Source organism: Streptococcus sp. HMSC071D03, from assembly GCF_001812125.1.
GTDB lineage: Bacteria > Bacillota > Bacilli > Lactobacillales > Streptococcaceae > Streptococcus > Streptococcus pseudopneumoniae_N.
In genome coordinates this window covers 50,292-72,899 of sequence record NZ_KV807799.1, presented here as the reverse complement: position 1 = coordinate 72,899, position 22,608 = coordinate 50,292, and the positions used below count along the sequence as shown (strand labels likewise).

The 22,608-nt window shown below is 38.1% G+C and carries 20 protein-coding genes and 2 pseudogenes; 20 read left to right on the top strand and 2 right to left on the bottom strand.

The window, feature by feature from the left end; translation table 11 throughout:
• A pseudogene (locus HMPREF2837_RS10890) lies at positions 1–280 on the bottom strand (helix-turn-helix domain-containing protein); the annotation flags it as partial.
• A gap of 348 nt (positions 281–628) precedes the next feature.
• Here HMPREF2837_RS10890 and HMPREF2837_RS08885 point away from each other — a divergent pair.
• From HMPREF2837_RS08885 to ppc, 8 genes are all read left to right on the top strand, one after another.
• Positions 629–817, top strand: coding sequence for a type II toxin-antitoxin system HicA family toxin (locus HMPREF2837_RS08885; RefSeq protein ID WP_049548913.1), 189 nt, complete (start codon positions 629–631; stop codon positions 815–817).
• Between the two features lie 27 nt (positions 818–844).
• On the top strand, positions 845–1,222 hold the full coding sequence (locus HMPREF2837_RS08880; protein ID WP_049548914.1) for a type II toxin-antitoxin system HicB family antitoxin: 378 nt from the start codon (positions 845–847) through the stop codon (positions 1,220–1,222).
• 78 nt (positions 1,223–1,300) lie between these two features.
• Positions 1,301–2,257 carry a competence protein CoiA gene (locus tag HMPREF2837_RS08875; protein WP_049548915.1) on the top strand — a complete coding sequence of 319 codons (957 nt, stop codon included), beginning with the start codon at positions 1,301–1,303 and terminating at the stop codon, positions 2,255–2,257.
• An 18-nt stretch (positions 2,258–2,275) separates the two neighbouring features.
• Positions 2,276–4,078 carry an oligoendopeptidase F gene (pepF, locus tag HMPREF2837_RS08870; protein WP_049548916.1) on the top strand — a complete coding sequence of 601 codons (1,803 nt, stop codon included), beginning with the start codon at positions 2,276–2,278 and terminating at the stop codon, positions 4,076–4,078.
• A 5-nt stretch (positions 4,079–4,083) separates the two neighbouring features.
• Positions 4,084–4,797, top strand: coding sequence for an O-methyltransferase (locus tag HMPREF2837_RS08865; protein WP_075230868.1), 714 nt, complete (start codon positions 4,084–4,086; stop codon positions 4,795–4,797).
• 73 nt (positions 4,798–4,870) lie between these two features.
• Positions 4,871–5,812 carry a peptidylprolyl isomerase PrsA gene (prsA, locus tag HMPREF2837_RS08860; RefSeq protein WP_049548917.1) on the top strand — a complete coding sequence of 314 codons (942 nt, stop codon included), beginning with the start codon at positions 4,871–4,873 and terminating at the stop codon, positions 5,810–5,812.
• Positions 5,813–6,084: 272 nt separating this feature from the next.
• Positions 6,085–7,296 (top strand): cell division peptidoglycan polymerase FtsW, encoded by a 1,212-nt coding sequence (ftsW, locus tag HMPREF2837_RS08855; RefSeq protein WP_049548918.1) that lies wholly within the window; start codon positions 6,085–6,087, stop codon positions 7,294–7,296.
• A 25-nt stretch (positions 7,297–7,321) separates the two neighbouring features.
• Positions 7,322–10,147 (top strand): phosphoenolpyruvate carboxylase, encoded by a 2,826-nt coding sequence (gene ppc, locus HMPREF2837_RS08850; protein WP_049548919.1) that lies wholly within the window; start codon positions 7,322–7,324, stop codon positions 10,145–10,147.
• A 73-nt stretch (positions 10,148–10,220) separates the two neighbouring features.
• Here the strand turns inward: ppc and HMPREF2837_RS11730 are convergent.
• Positions 10,221–10,385, bottom strand: a pseudogene (locus HMPREF2837_RS11730) (IS30 family transposase); the annotation flags it as partial.
• A gap of 411 nt (positions 10,386–10,796) precedes the next feature.
• Between HMPREF2837_RS11730 and HMPREF2837_RS08845 the strand changes: the two are divergent.
• The 12 genes from HMPREF2837_RS08845 (at position 10,797) to HMPREF2837_RS08790 (ending at position 22,607) form a co-directional block, all read left to right on the top strand.
• Positions 10,797–11,510 (top strand): YiiX/YebB-like N1pC/P60 family cysteine hydrolase, encoded by a 714-nt coding sequence (locus HMPREF2837_RS08845; RefSeq protein WP_049548920.1) that lies wholly within the window; start codon positions 10,797–10,799, stop codon positions 11,508–11,510.
• A 2-nt stretch (positions 11,511–11,512) separates the two neighbouring features.
• Complete coding sequence (locus HMPREF2837_RS10885; RefSeq protein ID WP_049548921.1) at positions 11,513–12,631, top strand: hypothetical protein; 1,119 nt, start codon at positions 11,513–11,515, stop codon at positions 12,629–12,631.
• 484 nt (positions 12,632–13,115) lie between these two features.
• Positions 13,116–14,117 (top strand): tryptophan ABC transporter substrate-binding protein, encoded by a 1,002-nt coding sequence (gene trpX / locus HMPREF2837_RS08835; RefSeq protein ID WP_049548922.1) that lies wholly within the window; start codon positions 13,116–13,118, stop codon positions 14,115–14,117.
• Positions 14,118–14,177: 60 nt separating this feature from the next.
• Positions 14,178–15,044, top strand: coding sequence for an ABC transporter permease (locus HMPREF2837_RS08830; protein WP_049548923.1), 867 nt, complete (start codon positions 14,178–14,180; stop codon positions 15,042–15,044).
• A complete protein-coding gene (locus HMPREF2837_RS08825) occupies positions 15,041–15,799 on the top strand; it encodes an ABC transporter ATP-binding protein (protein ID WP_049548924.1) in 759 nt (252 codons plus the stop codon). The genes HMPREF2837_RS08830 and HMPREF2837_RS08825 overlap by 4 nt, the downstream gene beginning before the upstream one ends.
• Positions 15,800–16,079: 280 nt before the next feature.
• Positions 16,080–16,511 (top strand): hypothetical protein, encoded by a 432-nt coding sequence (locus HMPREF2837_RS08820; protein ID WP_049548925.1) that lies wholly within the window; start codon positions 16,080–16,082, stop codon positions 16,509–16,511.
• A 180-nt stretch (positions 16,512–16,691) separates the two neighbouring features.
• A complete protein-coding gene (dnaG, locus tag HMPREF2837_RS08815) occupies positions 16,692–18,452 on the top strand; it encodes a DNA primase (RefSeq protein ID WP_049548926.1) in 1,761 nt (586 codons plus the stop codon).
• A gap of 2 nt (positions 18,453–18,454) precedes the next feature.
• Positions 18,455–19,564: an RNA polymerase sigma factor RpoD gene (gene rpoD, locus HMPREF2837_RS08810; protein ID WP_000201894.1), complete on the top strand. Its 1,110-nt coding sequence runs from the start codon at positions 18,455–18,457 to the stop codon at positions 19,562–19,564.
• A gap of 17 nt (positions 19,565–19,581) precedes the next feature.
• Positions 19,582–19,911, top strand: coding sequence for a metal-sulfur cluster assembly factor (locus tag HMPREF2837_RS08805; RefSeq protein ID WP_049548927.1), 330 nt, complete (start codon positions 19,582–19,584; stop codon positions 19,909–19,911).
• 100 nt (positions 19,912–20,011) lie between these two features.
• On the top strand, positions 20,012–21,064 hold the full coding sequence (locus HMPREF2837_RS08800; protein ID WP_075230869.1) for a glycosyltransferase family 4 protein: 1,053 nt from the start codon (positions 20,012–20,014) through the stop codon (positions 21,062–21,064).
• A gap of 8 nt (positions 21,065–21,072) precedes the next feature.
• Complete coding sequence (locus HMPREF2837_RS08795) at positions 21,073–22,389, top strand: glycosyltransferase family 4 protein (RefSeq protein WP_049548928.1); 1,317 nt, start codon at positions 21,073–21,075, stop codon at positions 22,387–22,389.
• Between the two features lie 26 nt (positions 22,390–22,415).
• Positions 22,416–22,607, top strand: coding sequence for a PspC domain-containing protein (locus HMPREF2837_RS08790; protein ID WP_075229473.1), 192 nt, complete (start codon positions 22,416–22,418; stop codon positions 22,605–22,607).
• Position 22,608 lies beyond the last annotated feature (1 nt).

The window sequence follows — 22,608 nt, the reverse complement described above, 5'->3', positions numbered from 1 at the left end:
TCCTTTAGTTCCTTGGTTAAGCTTGATTTCTTGACCGAGCGCTTGCGATTGCTTTCATAAGCTTGTTGAGCATAGTCGGCCGAATAAACCTTTTTGAAGCGCCCTTTTCCAAGACATTGCAGAATTGTCCCGCGCTTGATTTCAGTGTGGATAGTTTGAGGAGCTTTTCCAAGTAGAGAGGCAATTTCTCTATTTGATTTCCCTTCCTTTTTCCATCGTTCGATTAAGCGACGGCTATCGATTGTAAATGTTTGCCTTTTGTAGTATAATGATTTTGCATCTCTGTGTCTTTCTTGTGTTTGTGGTGACTAACAAGTATAACACAGAGGTGTTTTCTTATGCCTATAAAAGCTTTCATTTGGCAAGAGGAACTCTTGAAGCTGTTTCGTCAGCTAAACTAAGGCTAGTCTTAGCCTTGGCTCGCCAGCCTAACAGCATCAAGCCTCTTATCAAATGAAATCGAGTACTAGCTATAAGCTAGTTGAAACATCTAATTTTTAGGAGGGCTGGGTGGCTAACTTCATTATAGAACTTTCAGTCCTAACCTTTTTTCATACTTTTGCGAATAGATGATATAGAAGGATTGACAAAATACGCATTATGAGTATAATTAGAAAGGTAACCATAAATGCCCATTACAGGTAAGGAAATGGTAAAATTAGCTCTTGCAAATGGATGGATTGAAGTTCGTAAGAGAGGAAGTCATCACCATTTTAAGAAAGAAGGAATTCCCTATCTTGTTACGATTCCAGTACATGCTAATGATGATTTAGGAAGAGGTTTGGAGAGAAAAATATTAAAGGATTTGGGCTTGTAGTAGATTTGGAAATTGTGGAGGTGTGTTATGCTAAAATCTTATCCTGCTATTTTTCATAGGGAAGGTACTGGATATTGGGTTGAATTTCCCGAATTTGGAGGAGGGACAGAGGGGGCAACTATTGAACTTGCCATGAAAAATGCTCATGAAATGCTTGAGAATGTCTTAGCTTCTTATATTGATGAAGGGCTAGCTTTGCCTACTCCTAGTGATATTTCTAATCTAAAAGCTCCTGATGGATTTGTAACTTTGATTCAGGTCAATCCTTTGCCTTTTGTAAAGAATAATAAGGCGATTCGAAAGAATGTTACGGTTCCAGAGTGGCTTGTTAGATTAGCAGATCGAGAGAAAGTGAACTATTCTGAAGTGTTGACGCAAGCTTTAGAAAATCGCTTGCAACTTTAAGCTCATAAAATGATGAAGGTGGGGAGTAGCTCAGCCTTTTTCTTATCCTTTTCGAATAAAGTAGAAAAGGGGGTATAAATGTTTTTAGCCAGAGATGAAAAAGGAAGCTTAGTCAATGCCTTGGAGGATAAATTAGTTAAACAAAGCTATACTTGTCCAGCTTGTGGAGCTTTGGTTCGATTAAGAAAAGGGAAGAACCTACGGACGCATTTTGCCCATGTATCGCTCAAACAGTGTGATTTTTACTACGAAAATGAGAGTCTAGAGCATCTGGAAAATAAGGTTGCCCTTTTTAATTGGGCGATGAAAAATGACAAGGCCGAGCTTGAATGTCCCATTCCTCAACTAAAACAAATTGCAGATATCTTTATCAATAAACAACTAGCTCTAGAAATTCAATGCAGTCCCATTTCATGTGACCTTTTGAGGAACAGAAGCAATGGTTATCGAAGTTTGGGAATTCAAGTTCTTTGGCTACTGGGAGAAAAACTCTGGCTAAAAGCGCGACTAACTAAACTTCAGAGAGATTTTCTTTACTTCAGTAATAATATGGGCTTTCATATTTGGGAGTTAGACCATAAAAAACAAGTTTTAAGACTTAAGTACCTCCTTCACCAAGATTTGAAAGGGAAACTCCATTATCAGGTCAAGGAATTTTCTTATGACAAAGGAAATCTTCTAGAAATATTACGGACTCCTTATCATCAACAAAATCTTACCACTTTTTCGGTTGAACAAGATAAGAACATTTGTCACTACATTCAAAAACAACTCTTTTATCAAAATCCCTATTGGATGAAGCAACAAGCCCAAGCTTACTTAAGAGGAGAAAACCTATTAAATCTGAAGACTAAGAACTGGTATCCCCAAGTAAGGCCTATAGAAAATGGTCTATTTTGTCAGATAACTGTAGATTTGCAGGGCTATTACGATAATTTTCAGGCTTATTATCAACTAAATCCCAAAATTGACACACAAAAGCTTTATCCACCTGCCTTTTATCAGCAATATTTCTTAAAAAATATGGTAAAATAGAAAGGATGGAGGAAACTTATGGTATTACAACGAAATGAAATCAATGAAAAAGATACATGGGATCTATCAACGATCTTTGAAACAGACCAAAAATGGGAAGAAGAACTCGCCCTTTTAACAGAAGATACAAAACAAGCAGCTAGTCTTGAAGGACATCTCTTGGACAGTGCAGAAAGCCTTCTTGAAATTACAGAGCGTTATCTGGATTTGAGTCGTCGTCTTGAAAAACTCTATGTCTATGCACATATGAAAAACGATCAGGATACACGAGTTGCTAAATATCAAGAATACTACGCAAAAGCCATGACTCTTTATAGTCAACTTGATCAAGTCTTCTCTTTCTATGAGCCTGAATTTATGGCAATCACAGAAGACCAGTATCAAAACCTTTTAGCAAAAGAACCAAAACTCCAGCCTTATAAACACTTCTTTGATAAACTCTTGCAAAATAAGGACCATGTCCTTTCACAACGTGAAGAAGAGTTGCTTGCAGGCGCTGGTGAAATCTTCGGTGCTGCTAGTGAAACCTTTGCTATTTTAGATAATGCAGATATCGTCTTTCCATTTGTTAAAGATGAAGATGGAAATGAAGTTCAATTATCACACGGCGTTTATATGCGCTTGGTAGAATCTAAAAATCGTGAGGTTCGTCGTGGAGCTTATGAAGCCCTCTATGCTACTTATGAGCAATACCAGCACACTTACGCTAAAACCTTGCAGACCAATGTTAAAGTGCAAAACTATCGTGCTAAGGTTCGTAATTACAAGAGTGCGCGTGAAGCTGCTCTTGCGGCCAACTTTGTGCCAGAAAGTGTTTATGACAATCTAGTATCTGCTGTTCGTAAGCACTTACCATTATTGCACCGTTATCTGGCTCTTCGCTCAAAAATTCTTGGTATTCCAGACCTCAAAATGTACGATGTCTATACACCATTGTCTTCAGTGGAATACAACTTTACTTATGAAGAAGCCTTGAAGAAAGCAGAAGATGCTTTGGCAGTTCTTGGTGAGGATTACTTGAGCCGTGTTAAACGTGCCTTCAGCGAACGCTGGATTGATGTGTATGAAAATCAAGGCAAGCGTTCAGGTGCATATTCTGGCGGTTCTTATGATACCAACGCCTTCATGCTTCTTAACTGGCAAGATAACCTGGATAATCTCTTTACTCTTGTACATGAGACAGGGCACAGTATGCATTCTAGCTATACGCGTGAAACACAACCTTATGTATACGGAGATTACTCAATCTTCTTGGCAGAAATTGCTTCAACTACTAATGAAAACATCCTGACAGAAAAATTATTGCAAGAAGTTCAAGACGATGCAACACGCTTTGCAATTCTCAACAACTTCCTAGATGGTTTCCGTGGAACAGTCTTCCGCCAAACTCAATTTGCTGAATTTGAACATGCTATTCACCAAGCTGACCAAAATGGTGAAGTCTTGACAAGTGAGTTCCTAAACAATCTCTATGCTGACTTGAACCAAGAATATTATGGCTTGAGCAAGGAAGACAATCCTCAAATCCAGTACGAGTGGGCTCGTATCCCGCATTTCTACTATAACTACTATGTCTATCAATATTCAACAGGCTTTGCAGCAGCTTCAGCTTTGGCTGAAAAGATTGTTCATGGTAGCCAAGAGGATCGTGATCGCTATATTGACTACCTCAAAGCAGGGAAGTCAGACTATCCACTCAATATCATGCGTAAAGCGGGTGTTGATATGGAAAAAGAAGATTACCTCAACGATGCCTTTGCAGTCTTTGAACGCCGTTTGGATGAGTTTGAAGCTCTTGTTGAAAAATTAGGATTGGCATAAGGCAGATGGTAAAGTCTTATAGTAAAAATGCCAATCATAACATGCGACGTCCTGTTGTCAAGCATGAGATTGTCGAGTTCATGCGCCACAGACAAAAGCAGGTGACAGGTTCCCTAAAAGAACTAGAAAACTTTGCTCGCAAGGAAAATATTCCCATCATTCCTCATGAAACCGTCGCTTACTTTCGTTTCCTTATGGAAACTATTCAACCAAAAAATATTTTAGAGATTGGTACGGCGATTGGATTTTCAGCACTTTTGATGGCAGAACATTTACCCAAGTCAAAAATCACCACTATTGACCGAAATCCTGAGATGATTGGTTTTGCCAAGGAGAATTTTGCTCGCTTTGATAGTCGCAAGCAGATTACCCTTTTAGAAGGCGATGCTGTGGATGTCCTTTCGACCTTAACAGAGTCCTACGACTTTGTATTTATGGATTCTGCCAAGTCCAAGTACATCATTTTTCTACCAGAAATACTCAAACATTTGGAAGTTGGAGGAGTGGTAGTCTTGGATGATATTTTCCAGGGTGGTGATGTGGCCAAGGATATCATGGAAGTACGTCGAGGCCAACGAACAATCTATCGTGGCTTGCAACGACTCTTTGATGCGACTTTGGACAATCCAGGATTAACCGCTACTTTGGTTCCTCTTGGAGACGGAATTCTCATGCTGAGAAAAAATCAAGCAGAAGTAGAACTGCCTGATATTGATTGATTTCAGATATTTTTAAGACAATTTGGTAAAATAGATAAGGTAAACCTTTATTTAGTGAACAAAAGGAGTAAACATGAAGAAAAAACTAATGGCAGGAGCCATCACCTTGTTGTCAGTAGCTACTTTGGCTGCTTGTTCCAATAGCTCTCAAGGAGCAGACTTGATCAGTATGAAGGGTGATGTGATTACAGAACATCAATTCTTTGAAGAAGTTAAAAACAATGCGACTGCTCAACAAGTCTTGCTGAATATGACCATTCAAAAAGTTTTTGAAAAACAATATGGTTCAGAAGTTAGCGATAAAGAAGTAGAGGATGCCGTTGCAGAAGAACAAAAGAAATACGGTGATAGCTATCAAACGATTCTCGCCCGTTCAGGTATGACTGCTGAAAGCCGTAAAGCTCAAATTCGTACAAGTAAATTAGTTGAGTATGCTGTTAAGAAAGCCGCTGAAGCTGAATTAACAGATGAAAACTATAAAAAAGCATTTGAAGAGTATACTCCAGAAGTAACGGCTCAAATTATTAAACTTGACAGTGAAGATAAGGCTAAGGAAGTTCTTGCCAAAGCAAAAGAATCTGGAGCTGATTTTGCACAACTTGCAAAAGACAATTCTACAGATGAAAAGACTAAAGAAAATGGTGGAGAAATTACCTTTGACTCTGCATCAACAGAATTGCCAGACGTGGTTAAAAAAGCTGCTTTTGCGCTTGATGTTAACGGAATTTCAGATGTTATCACTGCTCCAGGAACTCAAGCTTATACAAGTAGTTTCTACATTGTGAAACTAACTAAGAAGTCTGAAAAATCTTCAAACTTGGATGACTACAAAGAAAAACTTAAAACAATCATTTTGACTCAAAAACAAAATGATGCAACCTTTGTCCAAGGTGTCATTAGTAAAGAATTACAGGATGCAAACATTAAAGTTAAAGACCAGTCCTTCCAAAATATCTTTACACAATACATCAAAAGCGAAACAACTTCTGACAGCAGCAGTAGCGCCTCAAACTAAGATAGTAATGAACTACCTTCCTCTATCTGGAAGGTAGTTTTTAAGTTTATAAAATATCAACATTATAGTTTTATAAGTCCTAGTAACTTAAAACGCTCGATAGATCGGATAAGGGGATCACTCAAGACATTCTAGTCCAGAGTCTGTTTTGAGTAAAATTCGAATGTTTTCACTGTAAGAGTTTTTTTCTAGTCTAAAAAATGGTATAATAGCATGTAAAACTAGAAATAATAAGGGAAAATAAAAATATTTTTCCGATAGATAGGTGACATATGAAAATAAGTAAAAGGCACCTGCTGAATTATTCCATTTTGATTCCTTATTTACTGTTATCCGTTTTAGGATTGATAGTAGTTTATTCGACAACTAGTGCGTCCCTCATTCAGGAAGGAAAGAGTGCATTACAACTAGTGCGAAATCAGGGGATTTTCTGGATAGCCAGTTTATTCTTAATAGCCTTAATTTATAAATTAAAATTAGGATTTCTGCGAAATGAGCGATTACTCTTTATCGTCATGTTTGTCGAGTTGATATTATTGGCTCTAGCACGTTTAATCGGTAGTCCAATCAATGGAGCCTATGGCTGGATCAAGGTTGGCCCGATCACGATTCAACCAGCAGAGTATCTAAAGATTATTATCATTTGGTACTTGGCTCAGCGTTTTTCAAAACAACAAGATGAGATAGCAGTTTATGACTTCCAAATTTTAACCCTCAATCAGTGGTTGCCAAGAGCCTTTAATGATTGGCGGTTTGTCCTCTTGGTCATGATAGGTAGTTTGGCAATCTTCCCTGACCTTGGAAATGCAACCATCTTGATTTTAGTATCCTTGCTCATGTATACCATCAGTGGAATAGCTTATCGGTGGTTCACAACTATTCTGGGCTTACTAGCTGGTGTTTCTATGATTTCCTTAACAGCCATTCGCTTTATCGGTGTTGAAAAATTCTCAAAGATTCCTGTCTTTGGTTATGTTGCCAAGCGTTTCAGTGCTTTTTTCAACCCCTTTAATGACCTAGCAGGATCTGGGCATCAGTTAGCCAATTCTTATTATGCAATGGTTAACGGTGGCTGGTTTGGTCTTGGTTTAGGAAATTCCATTGAAAAACGAGGTTATCTACCAGAAGCCCATACAGACTTTGTCTTTTCGATTGTGATAGAGGAGTTTGGATTTGTAGGAGCTAGTCTTATTTTGGCTCTTCTATTCTTCTTGATTCTTCGTATTATTTTGGTTGGAATTCGAGCGAGAGATCCTTTCAACTCAATGGTGGCAATCGGTATTGGGGGCATGATTCTGATACAGGTATTTGTTAACATTGGCGGTATATCAGGCTTGATCCCTTCAACAGGGGTAACCTTCCCCTTCCTATCGCAAGGGGGAAACAGTCTCTTGGTCCTATCAGTAGCCATCGCCTTTGTGTTGAATATTGATGCCAGTGAAAAACGTGCCAAACTCTATCGCGAATTAGAAGCGCAACTCTAAGACATAATATAACAAGGAGAAAAAAATGTCTCTTCAAAAGTTAGAAAATTATAGTAATAAAACGGTCGTACAGGAAGAAGTTCAAATCTTGACAGATATGCTGGAAGATATCACCCAAAATATGCTTCCTGCTGAAACCTTTGATAAGATTATGCACTTGAAGGAACTTTCGTCAAAACTTGACTATCAAGGGCTAGATAAAGTAGTAACAGGTCTTTCAAATGATGAGATGGTCTACATTTCTAGATACTTCTCTATCTTGCCACTTTTAATTAACATCTCAGAAGATGTTGACTTGGCTTACGAGATTAACCATCTAAATAATGTTGATCAAGACTATCTCGGTAAATTGTCTACAACAATCAAAATGGTGGCTGAAAAAGAAAACGCTGCTGAAATCCTTGAACACTTGAACGTGGTGCCAGTTTTGACAGCCCATCCTACTCAGGTACAACGTAAGAGTATGTTGGACTTGACCACTCACATCCATACTCTTTTGCGTAAATATCGTGATGTGAGAATGGGGCTCATTAACAAGGAAAAATGGCATAATGATCTTCGTCGCTATATTGAGATTATCATGCAGACAGATATGATTCGTGAGAAAAAACTAAAAGTAACCAACGAAATCACCAATGTTATGGAGTACTACAATAGTTCCTTCCTACAGGCTGTCCCTAACTTGATGCTAGAGTACAAGCGTCTAGCAAAAGAACAAGGAATTGACCTAAAACAAGCTAAACCAATTACTATGGGAATGTGGATCGGTGGAGACCGTGATGGGAATCCATTTGTGACAGCTGAGACGCTTATGCGTTCTGCTACCATTCAAAGTGAAGTAGTCTTGAACTACTATATCAGCAAGATTTCAAGTCTCTATCGCACCTTCTCTCTATCGACTAATTTGTCAAAAACAAGTCAAGCTGTTGAAGAAATGGCTGCTCAGTCTGGAGATACATCCGTCTTTCGTGAAAAAGAACCCTATCGTCGTGCCTTTCATTTGATTCAGTCCAAATTGATTCAAACTCTCTTGAATTTAAAAGAATGGTCTGTGGTTGGCTCGTCAGCTGATGAACGCCATCCTGTTGAACGTCTTTTTGGTACTCAAGGGCATCAACAAGGAGTGATTACTGACTATATTAGCAATCGACTTTCAGGAGCTATTCAAGAGCTGGCTGAAGATCGTCCACCATTTTACGAAACAGTTGAAGAGTTCAAAAAAGATCTATATACTATTAAGGATTCATTACTTGAAAACAAGGCAGAGTCCTTGCTTACAGGTGAATTTGCAGAACTTTTAGAAGCTGTAGAAGTCTTTGGTTTCTTCTTAGCTTCCATCGACATGCGTCAAGACTCAAGTGTTCACGAGGCCTGTGTGGCAGAATTGTTGGCATCTGCTGGAATCAATGACCACTATAGTGATTTATCAGAAGATGAAAAATGCGACTTGCTATTGCATGAATTATTAGAAGATCCTCGAATCTTGTCTGCAACTCATGCTGAGAAGTCTGAACTTCTCGAAAAAGAATTAGCTATTTTCAAAACTGCACGTGAATTAAAAGATCGTTTAGGAGAAGATGTCATTCGTCAAACGATTATCTCTCACGCAACCAGCGTGTCTGATATGCTGGAATTAGCAATCATGCTAAAAGAAGTTGGATTGGTGGATGCTGAAAAAGCACGTGTTCAGATTGTACCACTCTTTGAGACGATTGAAGACTTGGATCATTCTGAAGAAACTATGAGAAAATATTTCTCTCTACCACTTGCTAAGAAATGGATTGCTTCTAAAAACAATTACCAAGAAATCATGCTCGGCTACTCTGATAGTAACAAGGATGGTGGTTATCTATCATCTTGTTGGACACTTTATAAGGCCCAACAACAATTGACTGCTATTGGTGATGAATTTGGAGTCAAAGTAACCTTCTTCCATGGTCGTGGTGGTACCGTTGGCCGTGGTGGTGGCCCTACTTATGATGCCATTGCTTCTCAACCACTCAAGTCCATCAAGGATCGTATCCGTTTGACTGAGCAAGGAGAAGTTATCGGAAACAAATACGGAAACAAGGATGCAGCCTACTATAACCTTGAAATGTTGGTTTCAGCAGCTATCAACCGCATGATTACCAAGAAGAAGAGTGATACCAATACGTCAAATCGCTATGAAGCCATCATGGATCAAGTAGTAGAACGTAGCTACGATATTTATCGTGAACTCGTATTTGGAAATGACCATTTCTATGATTATTTCTTTGAATCGAGTCCAATCAAGGCTATCTCAAGTTTCAATATTGGTTCTCGTCCAGCAGCTCGTAAAACGATCACTGAAATCGGTGGTTTACGTGCTATTCCTTGGGTATTCTCATGGTCACAAAGTCGTGTTATGTTCCCAGGTTGGTATGGAGTTGGTTCAAGCTTTAAGGAATTTATCGACCAAGATCCAAAAAATATTGAATATCTTCGTGATATGTATCAAAATTGGCCATTCTTCCAATCACTCCTATCCAACGTCGATATGGTCTTGTCAAAATCAAATATGAACATTGCCTTTGAATACGCTAAACTGTGTGAAAGTGAAGAAGTACAAGCAATTTACTATACCATTTTAGATGAATGGCAGTTGACTAAGGACGTTATCTTGTCTATTGAAGGCCATGAGGAGCTCTTGGCAGAAAATACCTATTTGAAAGACAGTCTCAACTACCGCATGCCTTATTTCAATATCCTTAACTATATTCAGTTGGAATTGATTAAGCGTCAACGTCGTGGTGAGTTATCTTCAGATGAAGAAAGATTAATCCATACAACTATCAACGGAATTGCTACAGGATTACGTAATTCAGGTTGATACAAGCAAGATTTTCCAAAAACGTAGGGATTGCCTAAGTCTCAAGTTCAAGTTGGATAGCAAATAGCAATTTTTAACGTAACTTGTAGCCCAAGTGTCTTTTAGGATAGTTATTCATCCGATTAACAATGAAGGCGACTTCTTTAGGAGTCGTTTTCTTTTTTCTTTTAGGGAATCCTATACGAATCAGCCAGTTGTGATTATCATTAGTTCCCTATTCCCAAGAGGCATAGGGATGATTTAATGTCTACTCTTTCGATCAGCCAAGAGAGGCAAACAGTTTTGTTTCACCTTATAACTAGAACTTTATCTATTTCCTAATGAGCATTCTCCTCGCTTAAATTATTGATGTTCGAAAAATTTTTCTTGGCTTTCTTTTAGTCAACTAAATATATATAAAACGAAATAGAGGATTAAATTCGTTGACAAAACATAAATATAATGCTATTCTATATATTGAGGAAAGGGCTTACAATTGTAAATGTAAAGATTAATCTGCTTATATTAGTAGAATAGTTATTATAGGTTGTTTAATAACTATTAGGCTGATGACTAGAGTTATAAAATGGAGGGGATAATATAAAGTATTTAGGAATTGCTTGTTGTTTTAATTGAATTTAATAATAGAGTTCTAAGAGGAGAAATTTCTATGAGAAAATCTATAATTTTGAGTGGTTTATCTTTTTTATGCCTAGCTTCAACCATAAGTATTGAAACTATTTATGCAAATGAAAGTACCGATTTATATATTGAAACTAATAAGTTTATTGGGAATGATATTCAACTGACTCCAGAACAACAAAGTATTTTGGATAGTATGGATAGCAGGACACAAGAGTATCTTGAAAATGGGATGTCAGAACCTGTTAGGTATGATGTAAAAAACTATTCTAGATCTCGCATAGGTGATTGGAGTTGGCGAGACGGTCTAATTTGTGTAACTGATCAAGGTATAGGAACTCGAAGAATTAACAGTTGGCATGCAGCGATAGTAGTGCCACAGAGACTATATTCTGTTGCCGAAGCACCAGGGGTGACGGAGAAAGTTCGACTTAGAAGTGGTAAATGGACAAGTAGTACATACACTATTTGGCAAGTTGGAGTAAACGCTACAAGTGTTCAGCAAGACTGGAATGCTGGCCAGTGGGCGGGAAACCAAGTCAATAAACCGTATAACACTAATTTTTGGAATGCAAAACAAACTAATAGTTTTTATTGTTCTCAATTAGTTTGGGCTGCTTATTACTATACTGCTGGGGTTGATTTGAATAAAAGTGACAATGACATAGGATCAGCTATTGCTATACACCCTGGAGAATTTGTCTCTAATCCTAAGACCACTATTGTTTATAGGAATAAATGATTATGAATAATAAACAAAAAGTTGGTCATGTTATTGTTGTAGCCATTATTATTTTAATGGGAGTGTTATTTTTTATCCAAAGATATTCTGCTGCATCATCAAAACAATTTTCTATACAGTCAGATGTGGATTTTTATTTATTAGGATATCACAGTGTGGAGGGGTATAATTTTAAAGATAGTTCATTTGAGAAAGTTTCTGATGAAAAAATAGAGATAGTTAAGGGCCAGATTAATCAAGTTGTTAAGCGTGCAGAAATTTCCAATCGTTATTTGCTATTTTCTGAAGAAGGTCCACCCTTAGGTGTAGTAGGTAGAATAATATCAGTTGATTTTGAAACTGGAAAGATTCACTATAATAAGACCTCTGATTATGCTTTTTCAACAGCTGGCGTAAATCCAGACTACTATTTCACTTCTGAAGCAAATACAGATGATAGTTTTATTGCAGTTTTTGATACAAATTTAAAGGAAGTAGATAAATATATTTTCAAAAATTCTGTTTTTGCTACAGATTTTTCAAACGATGGTGATAATATCTACTTTTTGGGAGTAGATGTTAAAAGTAATGATAATTACCCAACCTACTTACATCATTTTTCACTAAAGAACAAGAAATTACAGTTTGAAAATAAAGAAATTCTCTATGATGATCCTAACTTGACTTATTTTTTTGACGATAGCATTGTGAAGGGTAAACAACTCTATTCAGTTTCCGGTGGATATCGAATTAACTCGACCAAGGAAAAAGTACTTTGGGGGAAAGTTTTTCACTATGATATGGAATCAGGACTTAAGGAATTTTTTGATTTAGATGAAATTGGTCCAGTTAACATTATTGAATTAGGAGAAAATTTGTTAGCAATTGAGCATGAGAGTAATGATTCAGGAAAAATTGCTTTCAGTCTATTTGATGTAACTAGTCATAAATCAACCTTTATCAATCTATCTCAATTTGGATTTTCAGCTGAAACAGACTACATAAAAGATATTAAGCTTCTCGAAGATAATATTTTATTAGTTTTAGCAGGTAATAAATTGATTGCATATGATATAAATGAAAATACTATCATTCTTGAAAAAATAGTTGATGAAGATATGTTTCATATTTGGTTAAAATAATTTGCAAATTTATATAGATTTTTGTAATGTTACATTGTTAAGCCAATTCCCACAGGCATATGATTAACTTACTCTCTCTGATTTTACATTTTTTTAAAAATATTTTATGAAAACCCTTGACAAGTTTTAGTAAAATGATATAATTTAAGCATTCAGAAAGTAATCATTGAAATTTTTTAGAGAGTCTGTGGTTGGTGGAAACAGATAGATGGAAGTGATGAAAATTGGGCTGAATGTTATTAAGAATTTGAAATCATAAGAATTCGGTGAGCACACCTTACAGTGCAACTCGTTTTAGCGAGTAAGAGCGATAGGACTAGTTCCTATAATTGAGGTGGCACCGCGCATCGACGTCCTCACACAAGTTTTTTGTGTGAGGACTTTTTCTATGGGGAGGAAAAATTATGGAAATCAAACGATGGCGTCGCTTGAATAAGTGATTGAATAAAAAAATAATAAGTTAAGAAGAAATAAGGAGAAAATTATGAAAAACAAACGTCTACTCGGTATTATCGTAGCATTAGCACTTGTAGTTGGAGGAAGCTTGGTGTATTCTAGCTTAACGAAGCAGGAAACTAAAGCTGAGACAGCAAATAAAACTGCTAAGGTTGGTGTTCTACAGTTTGTCAGCCACCCATCACTCGATTTGATTTACCAAGGTATCCAAGATGGACTTGCTGAAGAAGGCTATAAAGGTGACCAAATTAAAATCGACTTTATGAACTCAGAAGGTGACCAAAGTAAGGTTGCTACAATGAGTAAGCAATTAGTCGCAAACGGAAACGATGTAGTTGTCGGAATTGCAACACCTGCAGCTCAAGGTCTCGCAAGTGCAACAAAAGACCTTCCTGTTATCATGGCAGCTATTACAGACCCAGCTGGAGCTAACCTTGTACAAAACTTGGAAAAACCAGGTGGGAACATCACTGGGGTGTCTGACCACAACCCTGCTCAACAACAGGTTGAATTGATCAAGACATTGACTCCTGATGTCAAGACGGTTGGAGCTCTTTACTCAAGTAGTGAAGATAACTCAAAATCACAAGTTGAAGAATTCAAAACTTATGCTGAAAAAGCTGGTTTGAAAGTAGAAACATTTGCAGTTCCTTCAACGAACGAAATTGCTTCAACAGTTAATGTTATGACTGGTAAAGTAGATGCAATCTGGATTCCAATTGACAACACAATCGCATCTGCGTTCTCAACTGTAGTATCAAGCAACCAAACAGCTAAAAAACCAATCTACCCAAGTGCGACTGCCATGGTAGAAGCAGGTGGTTTGGCATCAGTCGTTGTGGACCAACACGATCTTGGTGTTGCTACCGGTAAGATGATTGCCAAAGTCTTGAAGGGGGAAAAACCTGCAGATACACCAGTTAATGTCTTCTCAACTGGTAAATCAGTTATTAATAAAAAAGTCTCTCAAGAACTTGGAATCACAATTCCTGAATCAGTTCTCAAAGAAGCTGGTCAAGTAATTGAATAAGAATGTAGGAGGAGTTGGAGACATCTCCTCCAATTTTTAAAAGAAGGAAATGAATGTAACATGATAATATCGATTATTTCACAGGGATTGGTCTGGGCTATCCTGGGCTTGGGAATTTTTATGACCTTTCGAATTCTGAACTTTCCAGATATGACAACTGAGGGCTCCTTCCCACTAGGAGGAGCAGTTGCAGTAACACTGATTACTCAAGGCGTTAATCCTTTTCTTGCTACCTTAGTAGCTGTTGGAGCAGGCTGTCTTGCTGGTTTAGCGACTGGTCTTCTTTACACTAAAGGAAAGATTCCAACACTCTTGTCTGGAATTCTGGTCATGACTTCTTGCCATTCTATCATGCTCATGATTATGGGACGGGCTAACCTTGGACTTTTAAATACCAAGCAAATCCAAGATGTTCTTCCATTTTCATCTGAGATTAATCAATTACTGACAGGTTTGATTTTTGTGACTTTGGTTATCCTTCTCATGCTTTTCTTCCTAGATACTAAATTGGGACAAGCTTATATCGCAACAGGAGATAATCCAGATATGGCTCGTAGTTTTGGTATCAATACAGGCCGTATGGAGCTCATGGGCTTGGTCTTGTCAAATGGTGTTATCGCCCTTGCTGGTGCCTTAATTGCCCAACAAGAAGGTTACGCGGATGTTTCTCGTGGTATCGGTGTTATCGTTGTTGGTCTTGCAAGTTTGATTATCGGTGAAGTTCTGTTCAAGAGTCTTACCCTAGCAGAACGTTTGGTTACCATTGTAGTTGGTTCCATCAGTTATCAATTCTTGGTATGGGGCGTTATTGCTCTCGGCTTTAATACTAGCTACCTCCGTTTGTACAGTGCTCTTATCCTAGCAACTTGTCTTGTAATTCCAACACTTAAGGATAAATACTTGAAAGGAGTCAAGTTAAGCAAATGACAGCAATTGTAAAATTAAGAAATGCCACAAAAATTGTGACAAATGGCTTTGACGAGGAGAAAATTATCCTAAACGATGTTTCTCTTGATATTTACGAACATGACTTCATCACAATCCTGGGTGGAAATGGTGCAGGCAAGTCAACCCTCTTTAATAGCATCGCAGGAACTTTGCCTTTAACCAGTGGTAGCATTCGTATTATGGGTGAGGATGTGACTCATTTTAGCCCTGAAAAACGTGCCAAGTACCTTTCTCGAGTCTTTCAGGATCCTAAGATGGGAACTGCCCCTCGTATGACCGTTGCAGAAAACCTCTTGATTGCAAAGTTTCGTGGAGAAAAACGTGGTCTATTTCCAAGAAGACTCTCAGCTTACAAGGAAGAATTTCAAGCAACTATTGAGAAGGTTGGAAATGGTATAGAAAAACACTTGGATACACCCATTGAATTCTTGTCAGGTGGACAAAGACAGGCCTTAAGTCTCTTGATGGCAACGCTAAAACGTCCGGAACTTCTGTTGTTGGATGAACACACAGCAGCTCTTGACCCTAAAACAAGTGTGGCCTTGATGGAGTTGACAGATGACTTTGTCAGCAAGGACAAGCTGACTGCGCTTATGATTACCCATCATATGGAGGATGCCCTCAAGTACGGAAATCGTTTGATTGTTATGAAAGAAGGCCGAATCATCCAAGATTTGAATAAGGATGAAAAAGCTAAGATGAAAATTTCTGATTACTATCAGTTGTTTGAGTAGATAATTTTTAAAACATCTATCATTAAAAACTTAGAAGTGGGAATCCTATTTCTAAGTCTTTTTGTTATAAAAAAGTTATTAGAAAAATATAGTTGATTGAAATAAGATATGAACAAAGAGATTAGGAAAGTCAAATCAATTTCTAAAAATGTTTTAGAATTTGTAGTGTACTATTCTAAGTTCAATCTGCTATATATATTTTCTTCATCTTTTCACTTGATGCTTTTTATAGTATAATCCATATAAGAATTAAATATTAAATAGTAGAGGAGGTAGAACAATGGCATACACACAAGAAGATTTTCAGGAATGGATTTTTCAGATTGGATTTAAGATGGACTATTTCACAAGGGATTTTGCGGAGAAAGAAGGGCTAAATTTAGACTATAGTATGCAGTCCTTGGATGATTTGGAGGCTTGGATCTTAGCTCACTACGAAGACCACCATGCTTTGATAGCAGACCGCAAGATGTTGGATTATTTGACCGTTTATATCGGTGAAACCTTTCGCAAACACCTAGGAGGAAAATGGTTTATTGATCTTAAAAATAAAAAGAACGCCTATTATTCAATGCCTGTCTTGACTGATCCATCCTATAGAGGAGAGGTATACAAAGCACCATTGACTTATGCAACAGCTTGTATCAGTAGAAAAGATGGTCAGTATATTAGCAGGATATTAAAAAATAATCTCGAAAATCAAGTGAAATAGTCTTTAATTTTTTCTATTTTTCTTTCAAATATTAGAATGGTTTGCTCAAAAGATTCACTTTTTCATGACAGCTGGAAACTTATGAAATAGTCTCATGTAAAGTGTATGAAATGGTTTACTTTTTTTCAGAAATAAGCTATACTAGTTAGAGTAAACTGTGATAAAATGGAGGTATTGTCTATGGTTGACAAGAGACTCATCGAAGAGATCAAAAACAATACCAATATTGTCGAAATCATAGGAGAAGTGATTTCCTTACAAAAATCTGGACGGAACTTTTTAGGGCTCTGTCCTTTTCATGGTGAAAAGACACCTTCCTTTAACGTGGTCGAGGATAAGCAGTTTTACCATTGCTTTGGATGTGGTCGTTCTGGAGATGTTTTTAAGTTTATCGAGGAGTATCAGCAAGTAACCTTTGCGGATGCGGTGAGGATATTAGCTGAGAGACTTGGAATTCAGATGGCGGCGCCTGTTCAAAGTTCAGTACAGCCTAGGTCACCCCATCAAAATCTCTATGATATGCATGACAAGGCTGCTCGGTTTTATCATGCCATCCTCATGACGACGAAGATGGGTGAAAAGGCCAGGAACTATCTCTATAAACGTGGCTTAACAGATGATGTTCTAAAGCATTTTATGATTGGTTTGGCTCCAGCAGAACGCTCTTATCTCTATCAACGTTTAGCAGATGATTATAGCGAAAATGACTTGCTGGATTCAGGTTTGTTTTACCTATCTGAGAGTAATCAATTTTTTGATACTTTTCAGAATCGTATTATGTTTCCACTTTCAAATGATCAAGGAAAGGTGATTGCCTTTTCTGGTCGAATTTGGCAAGAGACCGATTCTCAAACTGGAAAGTATAAAAATAGTCGAGCGACGACAATTTTTAACAAGAGTTACGAATTATATCATTTGGAGAGGATAAAAAAAGGATCGGGCAAGGCTCCTGAAATCTACCTGATGGAAGGGTTTATGGATGTCATTGCGGCTTATCGCGCTGGTATTGAAAATGCAGTTGCTTCTATGGGTACCGCACTGACGAGTGAACATGTGGAGCATCTAAAACGCTTTACTAAAAAGGTTATCGTCACTTATGACGGAGATAAGGCTGGGCAAGCTGCCACAGCGAAAGCCTTGGATGAGCTTAAAGATTTACCTGTCCAAGTCGTCCAGATTCCTGACGCAATGGATCCGGATGAATATCTGCAGAAAAACTCTCCTCAAGACTTGGCTTATCTATTAACCAATACACGCATTAGTCCTGTTGAGTTTTACATTCATCATTTCAGACCTGAAAATAGTGAAAATCTACAAGCCCAGATTGAATTTATAGAGAAAATTGCCCCCTTAATCGCCAAGGAACCCTCTATCACAGCTCAGAATTCCTACATTCACATTTTGACGGATCACTTGCCATCTTTTGACTATCAGCAAGTCGAACATATTGTCAATGAAAGTCGTGTCAGACAGAGAAAGGAGAAGGTCAAGGAGACCTATAGTCCGAGTCCTGTCACTATGTCTGTTACCAAGCAGCTGACAGCAGTGATGAGAGCGGAAGCCCATATCCTCTACCGAATGATGGAACATCCCTTGGTGCTTAATGACTATCGCTTAAGAGAGGATTTTATCTTTGAAACTCCAGAGTTTCAGACCTTGTATGGACTCTTGATTGATAATGGAAGTATCTCATCTGAGGATTTGTCTCATCAGACCAGAGAAGTGGAGAGTGCTTGGTATCAAGTCCTAGCCTTAGATTTGCCACCTGAGATGTCCCCTAACGAGTTAGCCGAAGTGGAAGAGTCTAGAAAAAGAGCTCTTTTGAATCAGGAAAATCTGCAAATTAAAAAGAAAGTTCAGGAAGCTAGCCATGTCGGTGATACAGACACCGCATTAGAAGAGCTAGAACGCTTAATTGCCCAAAAAAGAAGAATGGAGTAAGAATGGCAACAAAACAAAAAGAAGTAACAACCTTTGACGTCCAAGTAGCGGAATTTATTCGCAATCATAAAAAAACTGGTACAGCAACTGATGATGAAATCAATAACGCCCTCGTAATTCCCTTCACTTTAGATGTGGAAGGAATTGAGAATCTTTTGCAACGCATTCAAGATGCTGGTATCTCAATTACGGACAACGAAGGAAATCCAAGTGCGCGTGTTTTGAGCACTGAGGAAGAACCAGAGTTGACTGATGAAGATTTGATTGGTTCAACCTCTGCTAAGGTCAATGACCCTGTCCGTATGTATTTGAAGGAAATCGGGGTTGTGCCTCTGCTTACAAATGAAGAGGAAAAAGAGTTGGCCCTTGCTGTTGAAGCAGGTGACATCGAAGCGAAACAACGCCTTGCAGAAGCTAACCTTCGTCTGGTTGTTTCTATCGCTAAACGTTATGTTGGACGTGGAATGCAGTTCCTTGACTTGATTCAAGAAGGAAACATGGGCTTGATGAAGGCCGTTGATAAGTTTGACTATTCTAAAGGGTTCAAATTCTCAACTTATGCAACTTGGTGGATTCGTCAGGCTATTACTCGTGCCATTGCTGACCAAGCTCGTACTATCCGTATCCCAGTACACATGGTTGAAACCATTAACAAGCTTGTCCGTGAGCAACGTAATCTTCTTCAAGAGTTGGGACAAGATCCAACTCCTGAACAAATCGCTGAACGCATGGATATGACACCTGACAAGGTTCGTGAAATCCTCAAGATTGCCCAAGAGCCGGTTTCTCTTGAAACACCAATCGGTGAAGAGGATGACAGCCACCTTGGTGATTTTATCGAGGATGAAGTGATTGAAAATCCAGTGGACTACACAACTCGTATCGTCTTGCGTGAACAGTTGGATGAAGTGTTAGACACATTGACTGACCGTGAAGAGAATGTCTTGCGTCTCCGTTTTGGTCTCGATGATGGGAAAATGCGTACCTTGGAGGATGTTGGTAAAGTCTTTAACGTAACGCGTGAACGTATCCGTCAGATTGAGGCCAAAGCTTTGAGAAAACTTCGCCAGCCAAGTCGAAGCAAACCACTTCGTGATTTCATTGAAGATTAATCTGAGGGAGAGTGAAAATGGCTTATACAGAAGAACAGATTGAAAACATCAAAACACGTATTTTGACAGCCCTAGAAGAAGTGATTGACCCAGAATTGGGAATTGATATCGTCAATCTAGGCTTGATCTACGAGATTCGTTTTGATGGCGATACAGGTGAGACTGAAATTGATATGACCTTAACAACCATGGGTTGTCCCTTGGCAGATCTTTTAACCGACCAAATCTATGATGCTATGACGGATGTTCCAGAGGTTACTAACGTTGATGTGAAATTAGTTTGGTATCCAGCTTGGACGGTTGAAAAAATGAGCCGCTATGCTCGCATTGCTTTAGGTATCAAGTAAGTAAATGATAAAAAGAGAAATAGTGTTGACGCCAGGAAATTCCCAGCTTTTATACTATCTCTCTTTTAATTTGCTGATTTTATTTGAAGAAAATGGTATAATGGTTACTATGGAAAAAGAGAAATTACGCATCAATATGCTAAGTTCAAGTGAAAAAGTGGCGGGCCAAGGTGTGTCTGGTGCTTACCGTGAACTGGTACAGCTTTTAAAACGAGATGCGAAAGACCAACTGATCGTAACAGAAAATCTTCCAATCGAAGCGGATGTTACTCATTTTCATACGATTGATTTTCCTTATTATCTCTCGACCTTTCAGAAAAAACGTTCTGGTCGTAAGATTGGCTATGTTCACTTCTTACCTGATACCTTGGAAGGTAGTTTGAAGATTCCATTCTTCTTAAAGGGGATTGTCAAACGCTATGTATTTTCTTTTTATGACCGTATGGAGCATCTGGTTGTGGTCAATCCTACCTTCATTGAGGATTTAGTGGCTGCTGGAATTCCACGTGAAAAAGTGACCTATATTCCTAACTTTGTCAATAAAGAAAAATGGCATTCACTTCCTATAGAGCAAGTTGAGCAACTTCGTAAAGATATGGGAATTGATGAGAATCAGTTTGTAGTCGTTGGTGCAGGTCAGGTTCAGAAGCGTAAAGGAATAGATGACTTTATCACTCTAGCTGAGGAATTACCGGATATCACTTTTATTTGGGCTGGTGGCTTCTCTTTTGGGGGAATAACGGATGGTTATGAACGCTATAAAAAGATTATGGATAATCCTCCAGAGAATCTGATTTTCCCTGGAATTGTTGAGCCAGAACGGATGAGAGAACTCTATGCTTTGGCAGATTTGTTCTTACTTCCTAGCTATAACGAGCTCTTTCCAATGACTATTTTAGAGGCAGCAAGTTGTGAAGCTCCCATTATGCTTCGTGATCTAGAACTTTACAAGGTCATTCTAGAAGGAAATTACAGACCAACCACCGATGTGGAAGAGATGAAACAAGCTATTATGGAATATAGAGAGCATCCAGAAGCTTTGAAAGCGTTGAAAGAAAAGGCCAAGGCTATTTCAAGAGAATACTCAGAAGAGCATCTTTTAGAAATATGGCTAAAATTCTATCAGGAGCAAGCGGCTTTAGGAAAAAAATGAGGTAGTATATGCGAATTGGATTATTTACAGATACTTATTTCCCACAGGTTTCGGGTGTTGCAACCAGTATTCGAACCTTAAAAACAGAGCTTGAAAAGCAAGGACATGCAGTCTTTATCTTCACGACAACCGATAAGGATGTCAATCGTTATGAAGACTGGCAGATTATCCGTATCCCTAGTGTTCCTTTCTTTGCCTTTAAGGATCGACGTTTCGCCTATCGTGGATTTACAAAAGCTCTTGAGATTGCTAAACAGTATCAACTAGACATTATTCATACGCAAACTGAATTTTCTCTTGGTTTATTAGGGATTTGGATTGCGCGTGAATTGCAGATTCCAGTCATTCACACCTATCATACCCAGTATGAAGACTATGTTCACTACATTGCTAAGGGCTTGTTAATTCGTCCTAGCATGGTCAAGTATCTTGTAAGGGGATTTCTTCATGATGTTGATGGAGTGATTTGTCCAAGTGAAATTGTGCGAGACCTCCTATCAGATTATAAGGTCAAAGTAGAAAAACGAGTTATTCCTACAGGGATTGAGCTAGCCAAGTTTGAACGACCTGAGATTGAACCAGAACATATCGTAGACTTACGTGATAAATTAGGCATTAAGAAAGATGAAAAGATGCTTCTTAGTCTTTCCCGGGTGTCTTACGAAAAGAACATTCAAGCTGTTTTGGCAGCACTTCCAGATGTTCTAAAAGAAGAGCAAAATGTTAAATTAGTCGTTGCTGGAGATGGACCTTATCTGGAAAACCTCAAGGAGCAAGCAGAAGATTTGCAGATTCAGGATTCTGTTATCTTTACAGGTATGATCGCTCCAAGCGAGACAGCACTTTACTATAAGGCGGCTGATTTCTTCATTTCAGCTTCAACTAGTGAGACGCAAGGCTTGACCTATCTTGAAAGTCTTGCAAGTAAGACTCCGGTAATAGCTCATGGAAATCCTTATCTAGATAATTTGATTAGCGATAAGATGTTTGGAACTCTTTATTATGAAGAGAGAGATTTAGCAGGGGCTATTTTAGAAGCTTTAATTGCAACTCCAAAGATGGATGAAAAACTTTTGGCTGAAAAATTATATGAAATTTCAGCTGAGAATTTTGCTAAGAGAGTCCATGAGTTTTATTTGGATGCTATCATCTCAAACAATTTTGAAAAAGAATTAACTCGTGATGAGCCGATGACACAACGGATTTTAAAGACAGTATTTTACTTGCCACAGCAGGCAGTTTCAGTTCCAGTCAAAAGTTCTAAACGAATGTTAAAAGCATCCAAGAAACAGTTGAATGATTTGAGAGATTATTGGAATGACTAAGGTCTTCGAAGAAAGGAAATGAAGAAATGAAAAAGAAATTTATGAGAAGCAGTCGAGATCAAAAAATTGGTGGAGTATGCGCTGGTTTAGCTAATTATTTTGATATTGATCCGACAATCGTACGTGTGATCTGGGGAGTTCTAGCTTTTTGTTATGGTAGCGGACTTATTGCTTACTTAATCTTGTGGGCAATTGCTCCAGTCTCGGAAGAGTATTAAA